Here is a 23480-nt window from a genome sequence, read left to right as displayed (position 1 = left end):
GGGCATCGAGACCTGACATGGATGTTCGCCAGTTCGCCTTCCTCGCGCGCCAACCTTCTGCAGCCCTGAAAACCCGCTCCAGTTTCCTCGGGTTGCCCAAGCGCGGGCTGGCGTTGATCCTGGCCAACGCGATGTTCTGGCAGCCACTGCTGGCCCAGGCGGACGGCATCGTGGTCAGCGCGCCGGGCACCACGCTCGGCCAGGCGGGCAATGGCGTGCCCATCGTTAACATCGCGGCGCCCAACGCCAACGGTCTGTCTCACAACCAGTTTCAGGACTACAACGTCGCAGCCAACGGCGTCATCCTCAACAACGCCACCGACCGCACCCAGGCCACCCAATTGGGCGGCCTCATCGTTGGCAACCCGAACTTCAAGGGCAGCGCCGCCAACGTCATCCTCAACGAAGTCAACGGCGCCGGCCCCAGCCAGTTACGCGGCTACACCGAAGTGGCGGGGCAGTCGGCCCATGTGATCGTGGCCAACCCCTATGGCATCAGTTGCAACGGCTGCGGTTTTATCAACACGCCGCAAGTGACCCTGACCACCGGTAAAGCGGTGATCGACAACGGCCAGGTCAGCCGCTATCAGGTCGACCAGGGCAGCGTCGCCATCGAAGGCGCCGGCCTTAACGCCACCAACGTCGACCAGTTCGAAATCATCACCCGCGCCGCCACCCTCAACGCGCAGATCCAGGCAAAGAAACTCACCCTCGTCACCGGTCGTAACGACGTGGACGCACGCACCCTGAAAGCCACGGCGCGCGCGGCAGATGGCAGCGCGGCGCCGGACCTGGCGATTGACTCGTCGGCGCTGGGCGGCATGTACGTCGGTGCGGTGAAGTTGATCGGCACCGAGGCGGGTGTGGGGGTGCGGCTGTCCGGCGACATGGTCGCAGGCGGTGATATTCAGATCGATGCCGCCGGCAATGTGGTGATGGGCACGACCACGGCTGGCACCGCCGTCGCCGTCAAAGCGGTAAGCGTGGAAGCCAAAGGCGCGGTTTACGCAGGCACCGATTTGTCGATCAACACCCAGGGCGCATTGACCAATCAGCACACCCTCGCGGCCAAAGACAGCATCACGCTGGATGCCGGCGGGCGCCTGAGCAACAACGGCATCGTCGAGGCTGGCGTCAACGCCGATAACAGCCGCAATGCCCAGGGCGATGTGCGCTTGACGGCGCAGGCGGTCAACAACAGTGGCAAGACAGTGATCGCCAGCCGTGACCTCAGCGTCAACACCGGCGAACTCGTCAACCAGGGCGGCACCTTGAGTGCACAACGTGGCGCGCAGCTGACAGCCACGCAGATCGACAACCAGCATCAGGGCCGAATCCTGAGCGCCGACAGCCTTGGCATCAACGCCGCGCAATTGACCAACAGCCAGAGCGGCCTGGTCAGCAGCACCGGTACACTCTCCGCGAACATCGGCCAACTGATCAACCGCAACGGTGAGCTGTCGAGCCAGGCGCAGGTCACGCTGCAACTCGATACGCTGGATAACGTGGCAGGCCTGGTGTCGGCCGGGCAATCGCTGAACCTGAACGCAACAGGACTGATCGATAACCAAAGCGGTCGCCTGACCGCGCGCCAGTCGACGCAATTGACCGCCGGCAACCTGGATAACCGCAACGGCAAGCTGGTTGCCACCGACCTCGTCGTCGGCAGCGGCGCGCTGGACAACAGCGATGGCACCGTCCAGGGCGATCATGCCCTGACCATCACCAGCGCGGCGCTGACCAACCTGCGCGGTACCCTGGCCGCCGGCAGTGCATTCGATTTGACTGCCGCCAGCCTCGACAACAGCGCCGGCAAGCTCACCACCGACGGCACATTGAGCGCCGCCATCGCCGGCCAGTTGCTCAATCAGGCCGGCCTGTTCGCCGCCAAGGGCGACGCGCGCCTGCGCCTGGGTAGCCTGGATAACCGTCAGGGCACGCTGCTCGCCGACACCCTCACGCTGCAAGTGGCCGGTTCGCTCAACAACCAGCAGGGCAACCTGCGCGGCAACGCTCGGCTTGGGTTGAACGCGGGTCAGGTCGACAACAGCGAAGGCGGGCGCATCAGCAGCGGTCAGGTGCTCACTGCCAGTGTCACCGGCCTGGACCAGCACAACGATGGCCGGCTTTTCGGGCAGGGCGATGTCAGCCTCGACCTCAACGGCGGGCATTTGAACAACCAGGGCGGCCTGATCAACGCTCCCGGCCAGTTGCTGCTGAGCAACCTCGACAGCGTCGACAATCAGGGCGGCGAAATTTCCAGCACTCGGGCGTTCACCCTGGCCGCCACAGCGCTGAATAACACCAACGCCAGGCTGCTCAGCGAACAGGCGCTGACCCTGCGAATCGCCCGCGCCCTCGACAACACCCAAGGGCTGGTGTCGGCGAAAAACCTCGATATTCAGGCCGGCAGCCTGGGTAACCAGAGCGGCACCCTCAGCGCCGGCGAAGGCCTGCTCGCACAGGTCGATGCTGCACTGGATAACCGCAGCGGCAAGCTGCTGGCCCGCACCGCGTCGGTCAACAGCGCGTCATTGGATAACCGCCAGGGCCTGATGCAAGGCGATACCTCGCTCGCCCTCAATAGCGCCGGCCTGCTCGATAACCGTCAAGGCACCTTGTTCGCGGGGCAGGGCGTTGCCATCGGCGCCGGCAGCCTGGACAACAGCGGCGGCAAGCTGACCAGTGACGGGCAATTGAGTGCACTGATCAGCGCGCAACTGCTGAATCAGACCGGCCTGTTAAGTGCGATCGGCCAACTGCAGGTCAGCGCCGCCAGCCTCGACAACAGCCTCAAAGGCAACCTCTACAGCCAGGCCCTCGTCAACCTGGACCTCAACCACGGTCACCTCAATAACCAGGGCGGCCTGATCCACGCGCCCGGCGCATTGCTGCTGCGCAACCTCAACAGCGTCAACAACCAGGGCGGCGAACTCTCCAGTGCCCAGGCGCTGAACTTCACCGCCGACAGCCTCGACAACCGCGGCGGCAAATTGCTCAGTGAGCAAGGGCTGCAGGTCCTGATCGCCCAGGCGCTGGACAACAGCCAAGGCCTGATCGCCGCCAGCGGCCTGGACCTGCGCGCCAACAGCCTGATCAACACCGCTGGCAAACTCAGCGCGCGCGATGACCTGAGTGCTCACATTGCCACCGACCTGGACAACCGCCAGGGCCAGATCCTCGGCGCCAACACCCTGCTGAGCGGCACGTTGCTGGATAACGGCAGCGGCCTGATCCAGGCCGACCAGCGCCTGACCCTCAACCAAGCGGGCGCCCTCAGCAACCGCAACGGCCGCCTGCTCGCCGGGCAGGCGTCGGATGTGCGCGCCGCGAGCCTCGACAACACCGGCGGCACCTTCACCAGCGACGGCACCTTGAATGCGTTGATCAGCGGCCAATGGCTCAACCAGACCGGGCTGCTGGCCTCCGCCGGCCTGTTGCAGGCGAGCGCGGCCAGCCTTGATAACCGCAACGCTGGCCGCATCACCGGCAAGCGTGACCTCGCGCTGACCATCGGCCAACTCGATAACCGCGCCGGCAGCGTCACTGCTGCGGGGCAGCTCAGTGTGACGGGGACGGGCCTGGACAACCGCAGCGGCCTGCTCAACTCGGGCGAGGTCATGACCTTGACCGTCGACAGCCTGGACAACCGTGCCGGTGAAGTGTCCAGCGTTACCGATCTGGCGGTCGATGGCCGCCAACTGGATAACAGCGCCGGCGGCAAGGTACTCGCCAACGGCAACATCCAGCTGAGCGCCGAACGCCTGAACAACCAGCTCAAGGGCAACCTCTACGCCAAACGCAACCTGAGCCTGCTGCTCAACGGTCCGCTGCTGAACCAGCAAGGCACACTGCGCAGCGGCGCCGGCCTGACGTTGGACATGAACCACGGCGTGCTCGACAACAGCGCCGGCCTGATCAACACCCCCGGCGTCCTGGTGCTTAAAAACCTCGCCACCGTCGTCAATCAAAACGGCGAAATCTCCAGCGAACACGCATTCGCCCTGACGGCACAAAGCCTGGACAACAGCAACGGCAAACTGCTGAGCGATCAGGCCCTGACCCTCACCGTTGACCAGGCCCTGGTCAACCTCAAGGGCGTGATCGCCGCCGCCGGCCTCAGCGCCCAGGCAGCCCAGCTGGATAACACTGACGGCGTGCTCAACAGTACCAAGGACCTCGGCCTGACCGTGGCCGGCGAGTGGCTTAACGGCAATGGCGAAGTGTCCAGCGCCGGCGCCAGCGTGGTCGACGCCATGACCCTGAACAACCGCAACGGGCAGGTCATGGGCGACGTCAGCCTCAACCTGACCACCCATGGGACGTTGCTCAATCAGGGCGGCACGCTCGGGGCCGGGCAGCACTTGCAGGTCAACGCTGCGAGCCTGGATAACAGCCAGTCCGGCAATCTGGTTAGCGATGGCAGCCTGACGGTGCAGCTCCAGGGCCTGCTCGATAACCAGGCCAAGGGCCGCGTGTTGTCCAAGGGCGACATGAGCCTGACGGCCGGCAGCGTCGACAACCGTGGCGGTGTGCTCAACGGCCGGCAGACGCAAACCCTCAGCGCACAATCGCTGAACAACCAGGGCGGCCTGATCAGCGCGGTCGGGCCGTTGCGCCTGACGCTGGACACCGCAGACAACAGCAAGGGCCGTATCGCCAGCCAGGCCGATCTGGATGCCACGGTCGGCGTGTTGAACCAGCAGGGCGGCGAATTTGTCGCCCAGGGCAACCTGAACCTTGCCGGCAACGACCTGGATAACCGTAACGGCGGGCTGGTCGGCGCCACCCAAGCGCTGCAACTCAACGTTGAGCGCGTGGACAACCGCGCTGGGGAAATTTCCGGCCAGCTCAAGGCACAGCTCAGTGGACAACGCCTGGACAACAGCGGCGGCAAGGTGTTGGCCGGTACCGCGCTGGAGTTGGCGGTGGCCGACGTCATCAACCAGGCCAAGGGGCTGGTGTTTGCCCAGCAGGTCAACCTCAAGGCTGCGCACCTGGACAACCGCGACGGCACACTGGCCGCCCAGCGGGTGCTGGCGCTGCAACTCTCGGGCGCGCTGGACAACACGCACGGCAAGCTCAGCAGCGAAGGCGTCCTGCAACTGCATGCGCAGCGGGTGGACAACAGCGGCGGCAGCCTGTCCAGTGCCGGCGACCTGACCCTCACCAGCGACGGCGAACTGCTCAATGTGGGCGGCGTGGTGGAATCTGCACAGGCACTCACCCTGGGCAGCGCCAGCCTGGACAACAGCGCCCAGGGCCTGCTGAAAAGCCAGGGCGCCGCCAGCCTGACCACCGGGCAACTCAACAACGGCTTGGGCGGGCGCGTGATCAGCGCCAACAGCCTCGACCTTACGGCCACCGACCTGAGCAACGGCGGGCGCATCGCCAGCGGCGGCGTATTGACCGCGAACCTGGCCAGCCTGACCCAGTCCAGCGGCAGCGAACTGTTCAGCAGCAGCCAACTGAACCTGGACCTGCATCAAGGCCAGTTGACCAACGCCGGCGTGATCAACGCGCCGCTGCTGGTGCTGAAAAACCTCGGCGGCGTGGATAACCGCAACGGTGAAATCTCCAGCCAGAGCGCCTTCACCCTCGCGGCCCGCAGCCTCGACAACAGCAGTGGCAAGCTGATCAGCAACCAGGCTTTGGCGCTGCGCATCGAGCAGGCGCTGGCCAACATTAAAGGCAGCATCAGTGCAGTCGGCCTCACGGCCCACAGCGCCAGCCTCGACAACAGCGACGGCCTGCTCAGCAGCCGTGGCAGCCTGGACGTCAGCGCTGACGGCCTGATCGACAACCAGCGTGGCAGCCTGATCGGCGACGCCGACGTGCTGTTGACGGCGTCGACCCTCGACAACCGCGCGGGCGAAATGGCGGGCAAGGCCAAGGTCACCGTCAACGCCGGTCGCATCGACAACCAGCAGGGCCAGTTGCTCAGCACCGACACCCTGTTGATGACCGCTGCCAGCCTCGACAACCGCAAGGGCCTGCTGGGCGCTACCAAAACCCTGACGCTGAAGGTGGGTGACGTCGACAACCGCGGCGGTGAGCTGACCAGCAACGCCGACCTTGACCTCACCGGCCAGCGCCTGGACAACAGCGACGGCGGCAAAGTCTTCGCCGCCGCAGGCTTGAGCCTGGTGGTGGAGCAGGTGTTCAACCGCCTGCGCGGCCAACTGAACGGTCAGCGCCTCACCCTGACAGGCACCGCGCTGGATAACAGCGGCGGCAAGCTGCTCAGTCAACAGCCGCTGGTGGTGAACCTCACCGGTGACCTGACCAACCAGCAAGGCCTGCTGAGCAGCGAAGGCTCGCTGGACGTCAAGGCGCGCAGCCTGGACAACACCCAAGGCAGCCTCTCCAGCGCGCAAACCCTTGACGTCACCACCCGCGCCGATCTGAACAACCAGGGCGGCGAGCTGGTGACGGACGCCGGCCTGATACTGCGCAGTGCCAACCTGGGCAACCAGCAAGGCAGCATCAGCGGCAAAGGCCCGGTCAGCGTCACCACCGGCACCCTGAATAACCAGGCCGGGCGCCTCACCAGCGGCGACAGCTTGAGCCTGGCCACCGGCCAATTGAACAACGGCGGCAGCATCGGCAGCGTCAAAGCGCTGAGCGCCACGGTGAGCGGCCTCGACCAGCAGGCCGGCAAGCTGTTCAGCCAGGCCGGCCTGAGCCTCGACCTGAGCAACGGGCAATTGATTAACCGGGAAGGCCTGATCAATGCCAGCGGCGCATTGCTGCTGAGCAACCTCACCGGCGTCGACAACCAGAGCGGTGAAATTTCCAGCGACCAGGCCTTCACCCTGGCCGCGCAAAGCCTGGACAACAGCAGCGGCAGGCTGCTGAGCAATGGCGACCTGACGCTGCGCATCAGCCAGGCGCTGGCCAACATCAAGGGCCTGGTCGGCGCCGCCAACCTCAACCTGCGCGCAGGCACCCTGAATAACCAGGGCGGCACGCTCAACGGCCGGGGCGAGCTGCAACTGACCAGTGACGGCCTGCTGAACAACCAGGGCGGCACGCTGTTGGGCGGCAGCCGCGCGGTGCTCACTGCGGCGACCCTGGACAACACCGCCCGTGGCCTGATCAACAGCCAAGGCACTCTGGACCTCGCGGCAGGCACCCTCGGCACCGGCAGCGGCGGCGAAGTGTCGGCCAAGCGCACGCTGGACCTGAAACTCAGCGGCCTGACCCTGAACGGCGGGCAAATCGTCGGCGGCGAAGGCGTGACCCTGGACTTGGACAACACCGACCTGGATAACCGCAACGGCCTGATCGCCGCCCAGGGCGCGCTGGTGCTGAACCGCGTGGGCGAAATCAACAACCAGAACGGCGAACTGTCGACCCGGCAAAACCTCACGCTGAACCTCAATACCCTGAACAACACCGGCGGCAAGTTGATCAGCAGCCAGTTGCTGTCGGTGAACGCCGCAACGCTGCTCAACCAGGGCGGTCTGCTGTCCGGCTGGCAGGGCTTGAGCGTGACCGGCGGCAGCCTCGACAACCGCAATAACGGCACGCTGTCGAGCCGCAACGGCGCAGTGGATGTGCGTCTCACCGGCGCACTGCTCAACACCGGCGCGGGTGCGCTGGTCAGCCAGGGGCGGTTGGACCTTACCGCTGCGCGCCTGGATAACAGCGGCGGCATTCTTTCCAGCGGCGCAGGGCAACGCCTTGGCGTGAGTGGCGCGCTGAACAACGGCAGCGGCGGCCTGATCGACAGCGGCGCCGAACTTGATCTGCAAGCGCTGAGCCTGGGCAACCAGGCCGGCACGATCAATGCGCAAAAAGCTCTGGCCGTCACGGCCTCGGACCTCGACAACAGCGGCGGCACCGTCGCCGGCAACGACCGCATGACCCTCGACCTGCTGGGCGCGCTGACCAACACCAATGGCAAACTGGCCAGCGCCGGCCCGCTGCTGTTGCAGCGCGCGACACAGGTCAACAACCAGGGCGGGCAGATGGTCAGCCAGGGCCTGCTGACCCTGCTGGCCGGCGGCTTCGACAACCGCCAGCGCGGCACCATCGCTGCGAGAAGTCGCGTGGCGATCAGCAGCACCGGCCTGCTGCAAAACGATGCCGACGGTTTGATCTACAGTCAGGAAGCCGACCTGAACATCAATACCGCAGGCCTCACCAATGCCGGCGGCGCCGTGCAAGGCCAAAGCGGCCTGAGCCTCGACATCAACGGCGACATCGACAACCAGGGCGGCAAACTGCTGGCGCAAACCGGCGACACAGTGATCAAAGCCAATACCCTGAGCAACCAGGGCGGTAGCGTGGCCAGCCTGACCGGGCTGGTGGACGCCAACTTGAATGCCAGCTTGCTCAACGGCCTGGCGCAGAACAAGGCCGGTGTGGTGCAGGGCCAGCGCATCAACCTGGTCGCGCTTACCGTCGACAACGGGCAAGGCCGCATCGCCGCGCAGAACGGCGACGCCGTCATCCGCGCCACGCGCATGCTCAATACTTACGGCGGGCTGTACGCCAACGGGGCGGTGCTCGTGCGCAGCGCCTCGCTGGACAACGGCAACGGGCAAATCGCCGACCAGCGCATCGACCTTGGCCTCACCGGGCAACTGAACAACCAGTCAGGGGTGATCGAAAGCGATGAGACCCTGACCCTGCAGGCGAGTGACTTGGCCAACCAAGGCGGCAAACTGCGTGCCCTGGCGCGCAGCGGCAAGACCCAGTTCCAGATCGGCAACCTGTTCGACAACCGCAACGGCCTCGTTGAAACCGCCAACACCGACCTGAGCCTCGCGGCTGCTTCGTTCCAGAACAACGGCGGCCAGTTGTTGCACAGCGGGGAGGGCGAGTTTGATATCTCCCTGCCCAACGTCACCGCCGCCGGCGGCAACATCGTCACCCGTGGCGGCCTGACCCTCAACGCCGACACCTGGACCAACAGCAGCGTAATCCAGGCGGGGCGCTTATACGTCAACGTCGGCACCTTTACCCAGACCGCAACCGGCCAGTTGCTGGCGTCATCGCGCCTGGAAGGCAAGGGCGGCGAGTGGACCAACCACGGCCTGATCGCCAGCGATGGCAGCCTGGGGTTGCAGTTGACCGGTGGCTACGGGGGCAGCGGGCGTATCAGCAGCGTGGGCGCGCTGGACCTCACCGCCGCGCAGTTGACCGTTGCGCAACAGGCAAGCATCGCCAGTGGCGGCAGCAGCCGCATCAGCGTGGGCGACACCCTGGCCAATGAAGGCCGGATCACCTCGGCCACCGACCTGACCGTCAGCGCAGCCACGATCAACAACAGCGGCACCCTGGGCAGCACCGGCAATCTGCGTCTGGCCGGCTCGACCCTGTTGAACCAGAACAGCCTGATTTTCAGCGGCGGCGACATGGCGCTGCGGGTCGACACCTTCACCAACCGCTTTGCCGACGTTTACGGTCTGGGCAACGTGAGCATCGCCAGGGATGACAACGACGGTCAGAGCAGCGCGATCAACAACCTGTCGGCGACGATCGAGAGTGGCGGTGACCTGAAGCTGGCGGCGGCGCGTATCGAGAACCGCAAGGATGTGTTCACCACCACCGGCGGGCTGGTATCCAGTTATATCGGCGTGCAGTGCAGCATTTGTGCGTCGATTGACACCAACCGCACCGCCGATAGTTACCTGGTGTGGGCGCAGAACTTCAAGTCGCAGATCGTTGCAGACTCGGCCTCGGCCAGCATGACGGCCGGGCGAAATTTCACAGTCGCAGGTGGCGACTTCAGCAACACGAACTCAACTCTCACCGCCGGCGGCAACATCAACTTCGCCTTGCAGAACTTCACCAACGAAGGGGCCTCGGTCGGCGAATACACCCTGCGCCGTTCTTACACCTACGGCGATGTGAACCCCTACGACCTGTCACGCTTCATGGTGACGGTGATGAACTACAACCGTGGTCATGATCCTTCCTACAATGCATCTGCACCCACTATCCATGCGTGGACCAGCAATGGCACCGAGTCCATCGTGCGTGTGGTCAACCGGCGCAATGGTCGTGACGATACCAACGGCACCACTCAGTACGGCCCGCTGAGCGTCGCGACCGCTCGATCGGTTGATCCAAGCATCGGCGCCGCCGATGGCCCTTGGGAAATGGTCGGTGCCCGGCCATTCAACAGCACCACCGTCGGCGCCTCGAGTGCGGCCAATGCGGTGGTTCAAGCCGGCGGCGCCGTGAGCATCAATGCCACGCAAAACCTCACCAACAGCGTGGTGCGCCAAAACGTCGCCGTCAGCGGCAATGCATCGCGGGTCGGCGCCACCCAGGTCAGCGGCAACACGGCGGTCATGGTCACCATCAACCGCGAACTGCCGCCCGGCCTTGCCCTGCAACAGGTCAACCCGATTGCCTTGCCTGGCTTCAGCCTGCCCACCGGCAAAAACGGCCTGTTCCGTCTCAGCGGCCAGGCCGCCAACGACAGCCAGGTAAGCGGCGCTACCGGCCCGCAGAGCTGGACCCTGGGCGGCGCCAGCGTCGGCGTGGCGCAACGTCAGCAATCTGCGCCCGCCACATCGGGCCGCAGCTTCCAGATCGCCGATGCCGCGCCAACCGCCGCCGGCGTGCATCAGGTTGTGCTGACCGCCCGCGAAGCCGGTGGCATCAACGCCAACGCCAGCGCGATCAACGTTGCGGGCAACACCGACAGCAGCGCCTGGCAACCGGGGCGGACCGCGGACGTTGCAATCAACCACGGCAATGGCGACACCACCCAGGTGTCTCGCCCGGACCTCAACGTGCCTGGCCTGACGCCTGCCGCACGTGACGCCAGCACCCCGATCACCGCGCCGGCGACCACCGCTCAGCCCGGCCTGTCGAACGCGTCTCGCGATACAACCGTCGCCACCACCCGCAGCGCGCCCGTCAACATCCCCGGCGTCACCCCGCAGGCCGTGGACAGCAGCACGTCCGTCGCTACCCAAACCATCAACCGCGTGCAAGGCCTCGCCACCCCGCAAGCCGCCTCGCAACCCCACAAATACCTGATCGAAACCAACCCGGTCCTCACCGACCTCAAGCAATTCGTCAGCTCGGACTACCTGCTCGCCGGCCTCGGCTACAACCCCGACGACAGCGCCAAACGCCTCGGCGACGGCCTCTACGAACAGCGCCTGATCCAACAGGCCGTCGTCGCCCGCACCGGTCAACGCTTCCTCGACGGCCAGACCTCCGACGATGCACTGTTCCGCTACCTGATGGACAACGCCATCCACAGCAAACAGAGCCTCGGCCTCTCGGTGGGCGTGTCGCTGACCGGCGAACAGGTCGCCGCGCTGACCCACGACATCGTGTGGCTGGAAGAGCACGAAGTGAACGGCGAAAAAGTCCTGGTGCCGGTGCTCTACCTCGCCAGCGCCGACCAGCGCCTGGCCTCCAACGGCGCGCTCATCGCCGGCCAGGACGTCAACCTGATCGCTGGCAAGGACCTGACCAACGCCGGCACCCTGCGCGCCAGCAACAACCTCTCGGCCGCCGCCGGCAACGACCTGATCAACAGCGGCCGCATTGAAGCAGGCAACCGCCTGGACTTGCTGGCCGGCAACAACCTCGTCAACCAGTCCGGCGGCGTGATCGCCGGGCGGAACGTGACGCTGACGGCCGTGAAGGGCGATGTGATCAACGAACGCAGCCTCACCGGGCTGGGCATGGGCGAGGACAACCGCAGCTACTTCGGCGACGCGGCCCGCGTGGAAGCGGCCAACGACCTGACGATCAAGGCGGGCCGCGATTTCACCAACAGTGGCAGTGTGCTGAAGAGCGGGGCGGATACGCTGATCAATGTTGGGCGGGATATCAATATTGTCGCCACGCAAACCCTCGACTCCGGCGACGGAGGCATGTGGAAACACACCTCCAACACCACGCAAAGCGGTTCAACCGTCAGCGCCGGCCGCGATGTGCAGATGAACGCCGGGCGCGACCTCAACGCCATCGCCAGCGTGATCGACGCCAAGCGCGATATTGGCCTGTCGGCCAGAGAAGACATGAACCTGGCCTCGGCAGCGGACGAGGACCACTCGCTGGCCAAGAGCAAAAAGAAAACCACCCAGGAAGATCACGTCAGCCAGGTCGGCACTGTCGTGAGCGCCGGGGCGGATATCCGCCTGAGCGCGGGGAATGACATGGCGCTGATTTCCAGCCGGGTGACGGCGGGGGATGAGGCGTATCTGGTGGCGGGTGATCGGCTGGATGTGCTGGCGGCGCAGGACAGTGATTATTCGTTGTATGACATGAAGAAGAAGGGGAGTTGGGGTAGTAAGCAGACCAAGCACGATGAAGTGACCAAGGTCGTCAATGTGGGAAGCGAGGTCAAGGGCGGTGGCGCCGTCGCGCTGGTTAGCGGCGGCGATCAACGCTATCAAGCGGCCAAGCTGGAAAGCGGTGAAGACCTGACCCTGCAAAGTGGTGGAGGAATCAACTTCGAGGGCGTGAAGGACCTGGATCAGGAGAACCATTCAAAAAGCAAATCGAGCCTCGCCTGGAACAGCATGAGCGGTAAGGGCAATACCGACGAAACGTTCAGGCAAACGCAGATGGCGGCGAAAGGTGACGTTGTCATCAAAGCATTGGATGGGCTGCATATTGATGTGAAGCAGGTGAATCAGCAGACGGTTAGCCAGGCCATTGATGCGATGGTGCAGGCTGATCCGCAGATGGCGTGGTTGAAAGACGCCGAGAAGCGTGGCGATGTTGACTGGAAGCTGATCAAGGAGACGCACGACTCTTACAAGTACAGTAACTCCAGCCTTGGGCAGGGAGCGATGCTGGCGATCATCATCATCGTGACGGTTCTGACTGCCGGCACGGCCAGTGCGGCGATAGGTGGTGCTGCGGGAGCGGGGGCTGGCTCCGGAATGACAATGGCTGCAGCTACTACATCACAGGCTTTGGCCGCTGGGGCTCAGTTCACGGCTGCCGGTTGGGGCAATGCGATGGCTACGGCTGCGGTTACGTCAATGGCCGGTACAGGTGCGGTTAGCGTTATTAACAACAAAGGAAACCTCGGGGCCGCTTTCAAGGACACCTTTAGCAGTAACAGCTTAAAGAATGCGGCGATTTCGGGGATCACTGGCGGTTTTACGACAGGTGTCATTGATCCCTATTTGGGAGGGACGACTGCGCCGTTCAATAACCTGACCAAAGGATTTGATCTGAAATCGCTGGAAGGGATTGGCGGATTTGCGATTCATGCTGCAGCACAAGGGGTGGCTGCTGGAACCATCCAGACTGCGATCAGTGGCGGAAGCTTAGGCCAAAACATTACAAGTGGCTTGGTTGCGCAGGCTGGAAACGTTGTGGCTGCGACAGCATTCAATTATGTAGGCAATTACGCTCAAGAGCATTGGCAGGCCGCCAAGGCGGCCGGTGATATCAACGGTATGGCAGCGTGGGCAGAAGGTGGACCCGCCCGTGTCTCCATGCACGCATTATTTGGCGGCGCGGTTGCCAGTGCTACAGGTGGTGATTTCAAGACTGGCGCAATCGCTGCGGGTGCTAGCCAGGCAATGGCGCAGATCCTGAACGATACGTTCGACAAGCAACCTGAAATGAGACAAGGGTTCGCGCAAATTGTAGGTTTAACTGCCGCCGGCCTGGCTGGAGGCGATGTCAACAAGGCGTCCTGGGTCTCGCAAATGGCGGATCAATACAACCGCCAGTTGCACCAGAAGGAAACAATCGCGCTTGAGGCGTTACAAAAGGAGGATCCAAACAACGCTTACAAATTAAAGGCTGCAGCGTGCGCCCTGGTGCAATGCAGTTCTTCCGTTCCAGTTGATGATCGTAACTACAAATATGTCCGCGATCTTGAGTTGGATGGCAACGGCTTCAAGGATGCTCAAAAGCAACTATTGGCAACGGGCGCTTTCGATGAGTACGGCAGTTGGGATAAGGCAAACGACGCGTTGCTTAAGAATGACAAAGCGCTTACTCGCTCGGGTAATGCGAGCCGAGCCGTCCTGGGGGCTATAGGGGCTGCTGCCGGGTTAGGTGGTGCGATATTGTCTACGCCAGCCTGCGTGACATTAGTGGGGTGTGCCGTACCTGCGCTTTCTGGTTTGGGCGGTGCGCTGTCTTTTCACGATGGTATGCAAGCGACGGGTGAGCTCTTTACACCTTACCAATATACGCAGGGAGGCAAGGTACTGGATTCTTTCAGTTCAGATACCTATCCGGGTGATGTTAACCCGATGCGTGATTATGGAACGGCGGCAGCACGTGCGGCCTTGGAAATTGCGCTGTTCAGAGGAGCCGCGAAACTTGCGAGTGGAGAGAGAGCATCGGTTCTATTGCCGAGCCAGAAGCTTGAAGCGACTGTAGATGATAGGGGACCTCTCACCTCAAATGAGATCGCAGGTCCATATTCACTAATAAGCAAAACTTTCATATCTCCAGAAGTTGAGCAGAAAATACTTTACGGTGAGCGTAAAATCTCTTCCTCAGGAAATCCAAAAAACGAAATTATAGGCGCTCATTCAGGAGATATAAGCGATGTGCATCCGGATTACGCTGTTGAAGTTTTATCAAGCAACGCAGATGGAAGTCGAAATTCAAAACTGGTAGCCCAATTTTCGGATGGAAATATTTCGAAAATTAAGACAAGTACCTTGTTCCCAGTATCATGGTCGGACGCGGAGACTATGAACGCGGTACGAGCCACTGGAAATGGGCCGGCAATCGCAACTCGCGCTGATGGCGCCTCATTGCACCAGGCGACGGTAAATGGAGTTAAGGTTGAGGTTATTAAAGTAGGTGATAGAGTGACTGCTGGCTACCCTTGTGGTAAAGGCTGTACTGATCCAACAAAATTCTAATAGGTGAAAAATGTTTGAAGAGTATGAGGTTTTTCTAGAATCGATCAGTTCTGAAGATTATTGGTCTGATATAGGAGTCGATGTTGCCTGCTCTCAAGTAAATAAATTCGATGATTTCGACTGGTGTAAGTTGAAATCTACATTGTCAATGAAATCTGAAGAGTGGAGAGGTCGCTGCGCCGAATCGTTAAGTGACGTGAATGATGAGCGAGCTCTATATGTTCTATTAGAGTTGATTAGGGCGGAAGACGAATGTGTGGCTATTCACGCTATAGAGTCAATCAATTCACTTTTTTTGGCTGGTAGTATCCTTGATGTTGAAGATGTATTGAACGTCCTAGCTGATGGCTTTGAGAGCTCTTCCAGAACAATGCAGTTAATGTCTGCGACGCTAGCTAAAAATCTTAAAAGTTAATGAGGGGTGGCTGAAGTTTTGAAAAAAGGGACAAGTTTATTTTATTTGGAAAATAAATCTGTCTCTTTTTTATCCCAAGTGCCATAACATTTGTATCGATCGCAGCCTGGTGATTCCGACGATGCACTGTTCCGCTACCTGATGGACAACGCCATCCACAGCAAACAGAGCCTCGGCCTCTCGGTGGGCGTATCACTCACCGGCGAACAGGTCGCCGCGCTGACCCACGACATTGTGTGGCTGGAAGAGCACGAAGTGAACGGCGAAAAAGTCCTGGTGCCGGTGCTCTACCTCGCCAGCGCCGACCAGCGCCTGGCCTCCAACGGCGCACTCATCGCCGGCCAGGACGTCAACCTGATCGCCGGCAAGGACCTGACCAACGCCGGCACCCTGCGCGCCAGCAACAACCTCTCGGCCGCCGCCGGCAACGACCTGATCAACAGCGGTCGCATCGAAGCGGGCAACCGCCTGGACCTGCTGACCGGCAACAATATCGTCAACCAGTCCGGCGGCGTGATCGCCGGGCGGGACGTGACGCTGACGGCCGTGAAAGGCGATGTGATCAACGAACGCAGCCTCACCGGGCTGGGCATGGGTGAGGACAACCGCAGCTACTTCGGCGACGCGGCTCGCGTGGAAGCGGCCAACGACCTGACGATCAAGGCGGGCCGCGATTTCACCAACAGTGGCAGTGTGCTGAAGAGCGGGGCGGATACGCTGATCAATGTTGGGCGGGATATCAATATTGTCTCGACTGAAACGCGTGATTCCGGCAATGGCGGGATGTGGGCGCGGTCCTCATCGGTCACTCAGACCGGCTCTGCCATCGATGCAGGAGAGAACCTGCGCATGACGGCTGGGCGCGATGTGAGTGCCATAGCCAGCCAAATCGATGCAAAACGCGACTTGGCAATTGCTGCAATGGGAGATCTGAGCATCTTGTCTGCGGCAGATGAGCAGCATTCGGGGAGCAAAACCAAGAAAGTCACCCGTTCGGAAAACCACATCAGCCAGGTTTCCAGCGTATTGACCGCAGGTGGCGACGTGTCGCTGAGTGCCGGCAAGGATCTGGAGCTGACCGCCAGCCGAATCTCGGGTGCTGGCAGCGTCGCGCTGGAGGCACAGCGTGATGTGAACATCTTGTCGGCACTGGATGAAGACGCCTCGTTCTACTCGAAAAAGAGTAAAGGTTCGTTCGGCCGCAGCAAAAGCGAACAGCGCGAAAGCTACGACAGCACCAACGTTGCCTCCGTCGTCGAAGCTGGTAAAGATCTAACGGTCAATGCCAGCAAGAAAGCCGATGGCGGGATGAACATCGAGGGTGGGCGCGACGTCACCGTGATCGGCAGCCAGTTGAAAGCCGGTGGCGACCTGCTGCTGGGCGCCACAGGTGATATCGCGGTGCTCTCGGGTGTCGAGGAACATGGTTCCTACAGCAAGAAAACCAAGTCCGGATTCCTCGGGCTTTCCAAAAGTGGCAAGAGTCAGTTGAAAACCACCGCCAGCCAGGTCGGCAGTGAACTGGAGGCCGGCAATGACGTGGTGATGGCTGCCGGCAATGACGTGCGCCTGCGAGCCAGTGAAATCAACGCAGAAAACGATGCCGAGCTGAGAGCGGGTCTGGTCAAGGACACAGGCGATATCAACCTGATCTCCGCCAATGACACGGCTTATAGCCGCAGTGAGAAATACGTGAAGAAAGCCGGCTCGATGTCGGGCGGGTTCATCGCGATTTCCTCGGCAAAAAAGCCGGCCAGGAAGCGCAAAGCAGTACCAGTGTGGGAAGCCAGGTGTCTGCAGATCGTGATGCGACGTTGCAGGCTGAGCGCGACATTAATCTGGTAGGCAGTGGAATCAGCGCCGGCCGTGATGTGAGCCTGAATGCGGGGCGCGATGTGAATGTCGTCGCCGCGCAGAACACGAATAGCGAGCGGGGTTGGGCAAAGTCGAAGCAGGCGGGCATTGGGGTTTCCAGTGATGGAAACGGTGTCAGCTTCTTCGCGGGTACTCAAGTCAGCTCGCAAAGCGATCGCGTTGAACGAGAAACCGCCGCCGGTAGCCAAATCAGTGCCGGGCAGGATGTAGCGATCAATGCGAAGCGCGATATCAATCAGCGCGGCTCGGACCTCAGTGCATCCAATGATATTGATCTGACTGCAGGGAGGAATATCAACATCGATGCCGCTCGCGAAAGTGTACTCACCGAGCAAGTGCGGCAGAAAGAGAGTAATGGGCTTGGCGTTTCGATCAATCACAACTATGCAAACACCAAAGAGGCGGTGAGCGGAGCTGGGAAGGGGGAGGACAACGTCAGCAAAGGGTCCAGCACACTGAAAGCGGTCGATTCGGTCAGCCAGTTTGTCAGTGGGCCGACGCTGGATGGGAAGTTTGGCAGCAGCAAACAAACGAACAGCCAGCAGGTTATCGAGCAAATCAATCGGTCTTCGACTTTAAACGCCGGTAACGATCTCCACCTTAACGCCGGCAACGACGTGTTGGTGAAGGGAAGCCAGCTCGATGCGGGCCGCGACATCAATATCAAAGGTCGCGATGTCACATTCGATATCGCCAAAGGCAGTATCAGTGAAGAAACCAACAACACTCAAAGTTGGGGAGGCATTCATGGTGGCACCAGTGGTGGAATCAAATTGGGTGCTGGAGGCAGCTTCGGAACGGCCACGGGCGAGAGCTCTATGGGTTCCTCTACGGCTTCACAACTGGATGCCGGTCGAGATATCAATCTCAAGGCCAGCAATAACCTGAGCCTGATCGGGACGCAGGTTAAAGCTCAGCGGGACATCGAACTGAACGCTGGTAACGATTTGAACATTCGTTCGGCGCACAACGACAGTAATAGTGAAAATAACCGCCACAGCGGCGGCGGGGAAGCAGGCCTCACTTTTGGCTCCGAAGGTATAGGCGTTTACGTCAGCGTGAATATGGGCAAGGGCAACCTGGAGCGAGAAGGCCAACGCCAACAAGAGGCATACCTTTATGCGGGCGACCGGTTGGGTTTTGTCAGCGGCAAGGACACCACGATCGGCGGAGCAAACCTGAGAGCCGATGAAATAGTGGGGCGCGTTGGCGGTGACCTCAACGTTTCGTCGATAACTGATAAGGGCGATGTAAAGGGCAAAGAGTTTGATATCAGCGTTACGGCTACCATCGGCCCGGGCGCCGGGGTCAGCGGTTCGGTCGGCTATGGTAGGACCACCGGCAAAACCGATTGGGTTGAAGAACAAACCCGCATCACCGGAAAAAACTTAGTCGATATCAGAACTGAGAACCACACTCAAATCGACGGCGCTGTCATCGCCGCCGACAACGGCAACCTCAAATTGGATACTGGGACGCTCGGCTTCAGCGATATCGCGGGGCAGGATAAAGAGCATGGTTACTACCTGAACGTTGGCGGCACCTACAAAGCGGGAAGCAGTGACAGCAAAGGCAGCACAAGACAGCAGCCAAGCGGGCAAAGGCAAGGAAGGCCAGACCGGTTGGAGCGTTGAAGGTTGGAACTACGAGAAAGAACGTGAACAGATCGTCCGAGCCACTGTGGGGGCAGGTGAAATCGTCGTAAGGGGGGATGCCGAGACGAACGCTGACTCTACGACGGGGTTGAACCGAGATGTGAGCAAGGCCTATGAGATCACCAAGGACGATGAGAAACGAACGGGTCTCTATGCGAGTAGTTCATCGATTGATGCCAGCTTTTTTGATGCATCGTTACAACTGGATTCGGCTTCACCAATTCAACGATGGGTTGGCGCGGGGAAAACTTAACGTCGTCTCCGGGATTAGTTGACCACGACACAACGCACCTTGCCCTCCAGGTGAATTAATTTGAATTCAACGCACGCCTTCTAGACAATCTCACCCTTGATTCGAAAGGAGGCGTGCAATGAAGTTCGAAGGGACTTTCCAATACATCGGCAATCACGGGATCGTGTTCAGCGTCTCGCAGATCACCCTCACCGACAGCGAACGCGGGCGCCTGCGCGAGCTGCATTTTGGAGAGGCGCAAAACGCGCACTACGAGGTCAACCGTAAGGTCGTCGAGGTATATGACAAGATGTTGGTCAAGAACCTGCCGTGCCTGATGATGATCGGCATCTCCAAGCCGCTGACGCGGCAGCAGGGCGATGTGCTCAACGCCCAACGCACCAAAATCGCCAATCTGGCGGCCTCGGCGTTCGCTGGCGCCACCTCTTATGTTGCCTCCCCCTATGTGGGTGCCCCTGTCGGCGCCGGTGTGCGCATGTATGTGAATGAAACCCTGCCCACCTATCATGCAGGCGACATACTGGTGAGTATTGAGGCTCAGGTAAATGGCGGCATCGGCCCGCAACGTACCGCCTCGACACTGATCATCAAGACCTGACGGAAGAAACCCATGTCTGACATTACCCAACTGGCCGCTGCTCTGGTGCTGTTCTTTCTGCTCGATCGGTTTCTTAAGTCGTATCCGCTTCGCAAATGGTTAGGGGTACTGCTGGTAGCGATAGGCGCGGCCGGTTGCGTTGCCGCGAGCCAAATCCGCTTGTCTGGATTTGACCTGGGGTTGCTGTCGATCTTTGCCGTTGCACTGGGGATGGGGTTGTTCCTAAAGCGGCGGCGGTTCGAGCAGATGGGTTGAAGGTGGCAGGACTTTCCGTGGATTAGCACTCCACAGCCGGCCATGCGGTGGCGCCGAGGCAGTGGCTGTCTTCCATGGGGCTCCGTTCTACTTTTGCACCCACCCCAGCAGCTCGGAGAGCCCCTCAGGTACTAACTGAGCTCCAGCGTCGAAGCTTGAGCCAAAACACCATGTGGCTTGAAACGCTGCCCCATCGCTTTCATGGCCCTCCAGCCAGGGTTTCTCATAGACTTCTGCGTCGTCGAACCTTGCATCATAGACGAAGACTATTTCATGCCCTGGCTTGCCTGCGTAGGTGAAAATACTTTCCAGCGTGCCAATCAATCGGATGTCGCTGATCGAAAGTCCCAGCTCTTCCTTCACTTCACGGGCGATGGCATCCACACCTCTCTCGCCGAACTCAATACCCCCGCCAATGGGGCGAAAGAGGGTTCGTGCTTCAACAGCGTCGTGGAACTGATTGACCAGTATTTTTCCGTGATGGTGAAAGACACATAGAGCAAGCGCTCGAATACGCGGTTCTGACATGAGAGCAACTACCTTAGTGTCGTTCGGCAGAACGCGGTTGGAGAGATATTGCGCAACGAAAAAGACAAGGGCCTGCTCAGGTTTCCCTGGCAAGCCCTTTGATATCTATGGTGCCCGAACCCGGAATCGAACCGGGACGCCCTTACGAGCGGGGGATTTTAAGTCCCATGCGTCTACCAGTTTCGCCATTCGGGCGGTAGCGCGGTGCAGCAGGGTTGGGAATATATAGTCCCGGGCGTTTCGATGCAAGGTCGAAGGGGGCTTTTATCGATCCTCTGCGCGGGCTAAAAACCTTGGTAGATCAGTTATCTACAGAAAAATCCGACGATTCAATCCATCAACGCCAGCAGGTCTGTATCCCCCACATCCTGTCCGGCCTGGCTCAACAACGTTGTCACCTGGCCGCGGTGGTGAGTCTGGTGATTGAAAAAGTGCACCAGCAGGCTGAAGAACGGCTTGCTGGCTGCGTCACCCGCCATGGTGTGGTAGCTCAATTGCTGGTCGAGGTCGTCGTCGTGCAAGGTCACAGCCCAGTCGATGATCATCTGGTCCAGCCACACACGTAGGGCGGTGAGTTCCTGCAGGTCGGTGAATGCCAGTTGTTTCAGATTGGCGGGGGTGGCAAGGGTATTTAAGGGGGTCAGGGCCGAAAACCCGGCCGGATGCTTGGCAAAGCGTTTGAGCCAGACGATGTCGCCCAGGGCCAGGTGGTTCAAGGTGCCGAAGATCGAGGCAAAGAACGCCTGGCGGTCCCTGCGCAGGGCTTCATCGGTCAGTTGGGCGGCCGCGTGGTAGACCTTGCGGTTCATCCACTGGTTGTAGTTCGCCATCAGCGCAATCTGTTCGATTCGGTTCATGGGTCAGCGTCCATTCAGATAACGATTGGTATACATCGCGTCATATACCCTGCGCCGCGAGCACGGCCAGGTAAATCAGCACCAGCCCGCACACTGCGTAGATGACGCGCTGCCAGGTGGGCGAAGCGTTCTGGCGCAGCAGGTTCACCAGCCCCGCAACGAGAAAGCACGACAGCACCGACGCGACCATGAAGCCTGCAAAAAACATCAGGGTTTGCCCGTGGCTGGGTGTGGCGCCGACGATGCCGGACAACGCGCTGCCCAGGGCGCCCCAGTAAACGATGTTCTTTGGGTTGGCGAGGGAAATCGCCGCGCCCACCGCCAGCGCATTTTGCCGGGAGCTGGCAGGGGCGTTATCGGCTGCCGGCAGGTGCCAGGCATCGATCAAGCTGCGCACACCGAGCCAGGCCAGGTACAACGCGCAAACCACGGTCAGCGGTACGCGGACGGCATCGTGCTGGATCAATAGCGCGATGCCGGTCAGGCCGATAACGGCCCATACCGCGTCGCCCACCAGCGAGCCAACCTGCACCAGCAGCGCCGGGGTGAAGCCGTGGAGCAGGCCACGGCGCAGGGTTTCTGCCAGGACGGCGCCGGGCGAGAGACAAAACACGAAGCCGAACACCAGTGCGTATACAAAGATCGACAGCATGCCCACGTCCTTTTGACAAAAGCCGAGAGCATAGAGCCGTCAGAGACTCAGGCGCAAGGCGAGGGCGGCGAGGGTGATCAACAGCACCGGCAGGGTCAGCACGATGCCGACCTTGAAGTAGTAGCCCCAACTGATGGTGATGCCTTTGCGCGCGAGGATATGCAGCCACAGCAGGGTGGCGAGGCTGCCGATAGGGGTGATCTTCGGGCCCAGGTCGCTGCCGATGACGTTGGCGTAGATCATCGCGTCCTTGACCACGCCCACGGCATGGCTGGACTCGATGGACAACGCACCGATCAGCACGGTCGGCAGGTTGTTCATCACCGACGACAGCAGTGCCGTGAGCACGCCGGTGCCCATGGCCGCGCCCCACACGCCGTGGGTGGCGAAGGTGTCGAGCCAGGTCGCCAGGTAGTCGGTCAACCCGGCGTTACGCAGGCCGTAGACCACCAGGTACATGCCCAGGGAAAAGATCACGATTTGCCACGGCGCGTCCTTCAATACCTTGCGCGTGGAAATCGTGTGGCCCTTGGCGGCAATCACCAGCAGGAGCACCGCACACACGGCGGAAATCGCACTGATGGGAATGCCCAGGGGTTCCAGGGCAAAACAGCCGACCAGAAGAATACCCAGCACCCACCAGCCGGCGCGGAACGTGCCACGGTCACGGATCGCGCTGGCCGGGTCGTCCAGGTCGGCGGGGTCGTAGGTCTGCGGGATGTCGCGGCGGAAAAACCACAGCAGCACCGCGAGGGTTGCGGCCACGCTGACGAGGTTCACCGGCACCATCACGGCGGCATATTCATTGAAGCCGATCTTGAAGTAGTCGGCGGAGACGATATTGACCAGGTTCGACACCACCAGCGGCAGGCTCGCGGTGTCGGCGATAAAGCCGGCGCCCATCACGAACGCCAGGGTCGCCGCTGGCGAAAAGCGCAGGGCCAGCAGCATCGACATCACGATTGGGGTGAGGATCAACGCCGCGCCATCGTTGGCAAACAGCGCCGACACCAGCGCACCCAGCAGCACCATGTAGGCAAACAAACGCCGGCCGCGCCCACGGCCCCAGCGTGCCACGTGCAGCGCGGCCCAGGCGAAGAACCCGGCCTCGTCCAGCAGCAGGCTGATCACGATCAACGCGACAAAGGTGCCGGTGGCATTCCAGATGATGTGCCACACCACCGGAATGTCCGCCAGGCTGATCACGCCCAAGGCCAGGGCCAGGATCGCGCCCATCGTTGCGCTCCAGCCGACCCCGAGGCCCTTGGGCTGCCAGATGACCAGCACGATGGTGAAGATAAAAATGCCAATTGCGACAAGCATGTATGAACGCTCCAGGGGACCAACAGCCAATGCGCAGGCCTGCGGCGGCCTGACGTGCAGAGCATGGATCAGTTCGCCAACATAAAGTTCGCCAGCGCCGTCAACCGCCAGCATATTGCCAGATATTTCGGAAAAAACTTGTTGCGATTGATCTGGATCAAAGACCGGCGAACGAACCACAACTGTTTGAAATTAAAATGAAACATCCATGTCCTACAGTGCCTGCCCATTGCTGAAG

Annotated in this window: 10 protein-coding genes and 1 tRNA gene; 6 read left to right on the top strand and 5 right to left on the bottom strand. The window is 61.1% G+C overall.

The window, feature by feature from the left end:
* Positions 1–17: 17 nt before the first annotated feature.
* From VRB54_RS12040 to VRB54_RS12020, 6 genes are all read left to right on the top strand, one after another.
* Entirely contained in the window at positions 18–14831 is a 14814-nt protein-coding gene (locus tag VRB54_RS12040) for a filamentous hemagglutinin N-terminal domain-containing protein (RefSeq protein ID WP_338477363.1), read from the top strand.
* Between the two features lie 10 nt (positions 14832–14841).
* A complete protein-coding gene (locus VRB54_RS12035; protein WP_338477362.1) occupies positions 14842–15246 on the top strand; it encodes a HEAT repeat domain-containing protein in 405 nt (134 codons plus the stop codon).
* Between the two features lie 90 nt (positions 15247–15336).
* The gene (locus tag VRB54_RS24595) at positions 15337–17091 is read left to right on the top strand and encodes a hemagglutinin repeat-containing protein (protein ID WP_422396056.1); all 1755 of its coding nucleotides are present in this window, start codon (positions 15337–15339) and stop codon (positions 17089–17091) included.
* Complete coding sequence (locus VRB54_RS24590) at positions 17037–18755, top strand: hemagglutinin repeat-containing protein (RefSeq protein ID WP_422396055.1); 1719 nt, start codon at positions 17037–17039, stop codon at positions 18753–18755. Before VRB54_RS24595 ends, VRB54_RS24590 begins: the two co-directional genes overlap by 55 nt.
* A gap of 392 nt (positions 18756–19147) precedes the next feature.
* The gene (locus VRB54_RS12025; protein ID WP_338477361.1) at positions 19148–19627 is read left to right on the top strand and encodes a hypothetical protein; all 480 of its coding nucleotides are present in this window, start codon (positions 19148–19150) and stop codon (positions 19625–19627) included.
* A 12-nt stretch (positions 19628–19639) separates the two neighbouring features.
* Positions 19640–19882 carry a hypothetical protein gene (locus VRB54_RS12020; protein WP_060550219.1) on the top strand — a complete coding sequence of 81 codons (243 nt, stop codon included), beginning with the start codon at positions 19640–19642 and terminating at the stop codon, positions 19880–19882.
* A gap of 87 nt (positions 19883–19969) precedes the next feature.
* On the opposite strand, the gene VRB54_RS12015 is transcribed toward VRB54_RS12020, so the two are convergent.
* The 5 genes from VRB54_RS12015 to VRB54_RS11995 form a co-directional block, all read right to left on the bottom strand.
* Positions 19970–20410: an NUDIX hydrolase gene (locus tag VRB54_RS12015; RefSeq protein ID WP_338477360.1), complete on the bottom strand. Its 441-nt coding sequence runs from the start codon at positions 20408–20410 to the stop codon at positions 19970–19972.
* Positions 20411–20518: 108 nt separating this feature from the next.
* Positions 20519–20605, bottom strand: a tRNA-Leu gene (locus VRB54_RS12010).
* A 134-nt stretch (positions 20606–20739) separates the two neighbouring features.
* Positions 20740–21267, bottom strand: a complete 528-nt coding sequence (locus VRB54_RS12005; RefSeq protein WP_338477358.1) for a DinB family protein — start codon at positions 21265–21267, stop codon at positions 20740–20742.
* A 40-nt stretch (positions 21268–21307) separates the two neighbouring features.
* Entirely contained in the window at positions 21308–21919 is a 612-nt protein-coding gene (locus VRB54_RS12000; protein WP_338477357.1) for a LysE family transporter, read from the bottom strand.
* 39 nt (positions 21920–21958) lie between these two features.
* Complete coding sequence (locus tag VRB54_RS11995; protein ID WP_338477356.1) at positions 21959–23242, bottom strand: arsenic transporter; 1284 nt, start codon at positions 23240–23242, stop codon at positions 21959–21961.
* Positions 23243–23480: the final 238 nt, after the last annotated feature.

Origin of the sequence: Pseudomonas trivialis, from assembly GCF_036864995.1 — a bacterium.
Lineage (GTDB): Bacteria > Pseudomonadota > Gammaproteobacteria > Pseudomonadales > Pseudomonadaceae > Aquipseudomonas > Aquipseudomonas trivialis.
The sequence above is the reverse complement of the archived record's forward strand: the minus strand, read 5'-3'. Positions and strand labels throughout refer to the sequence as shown.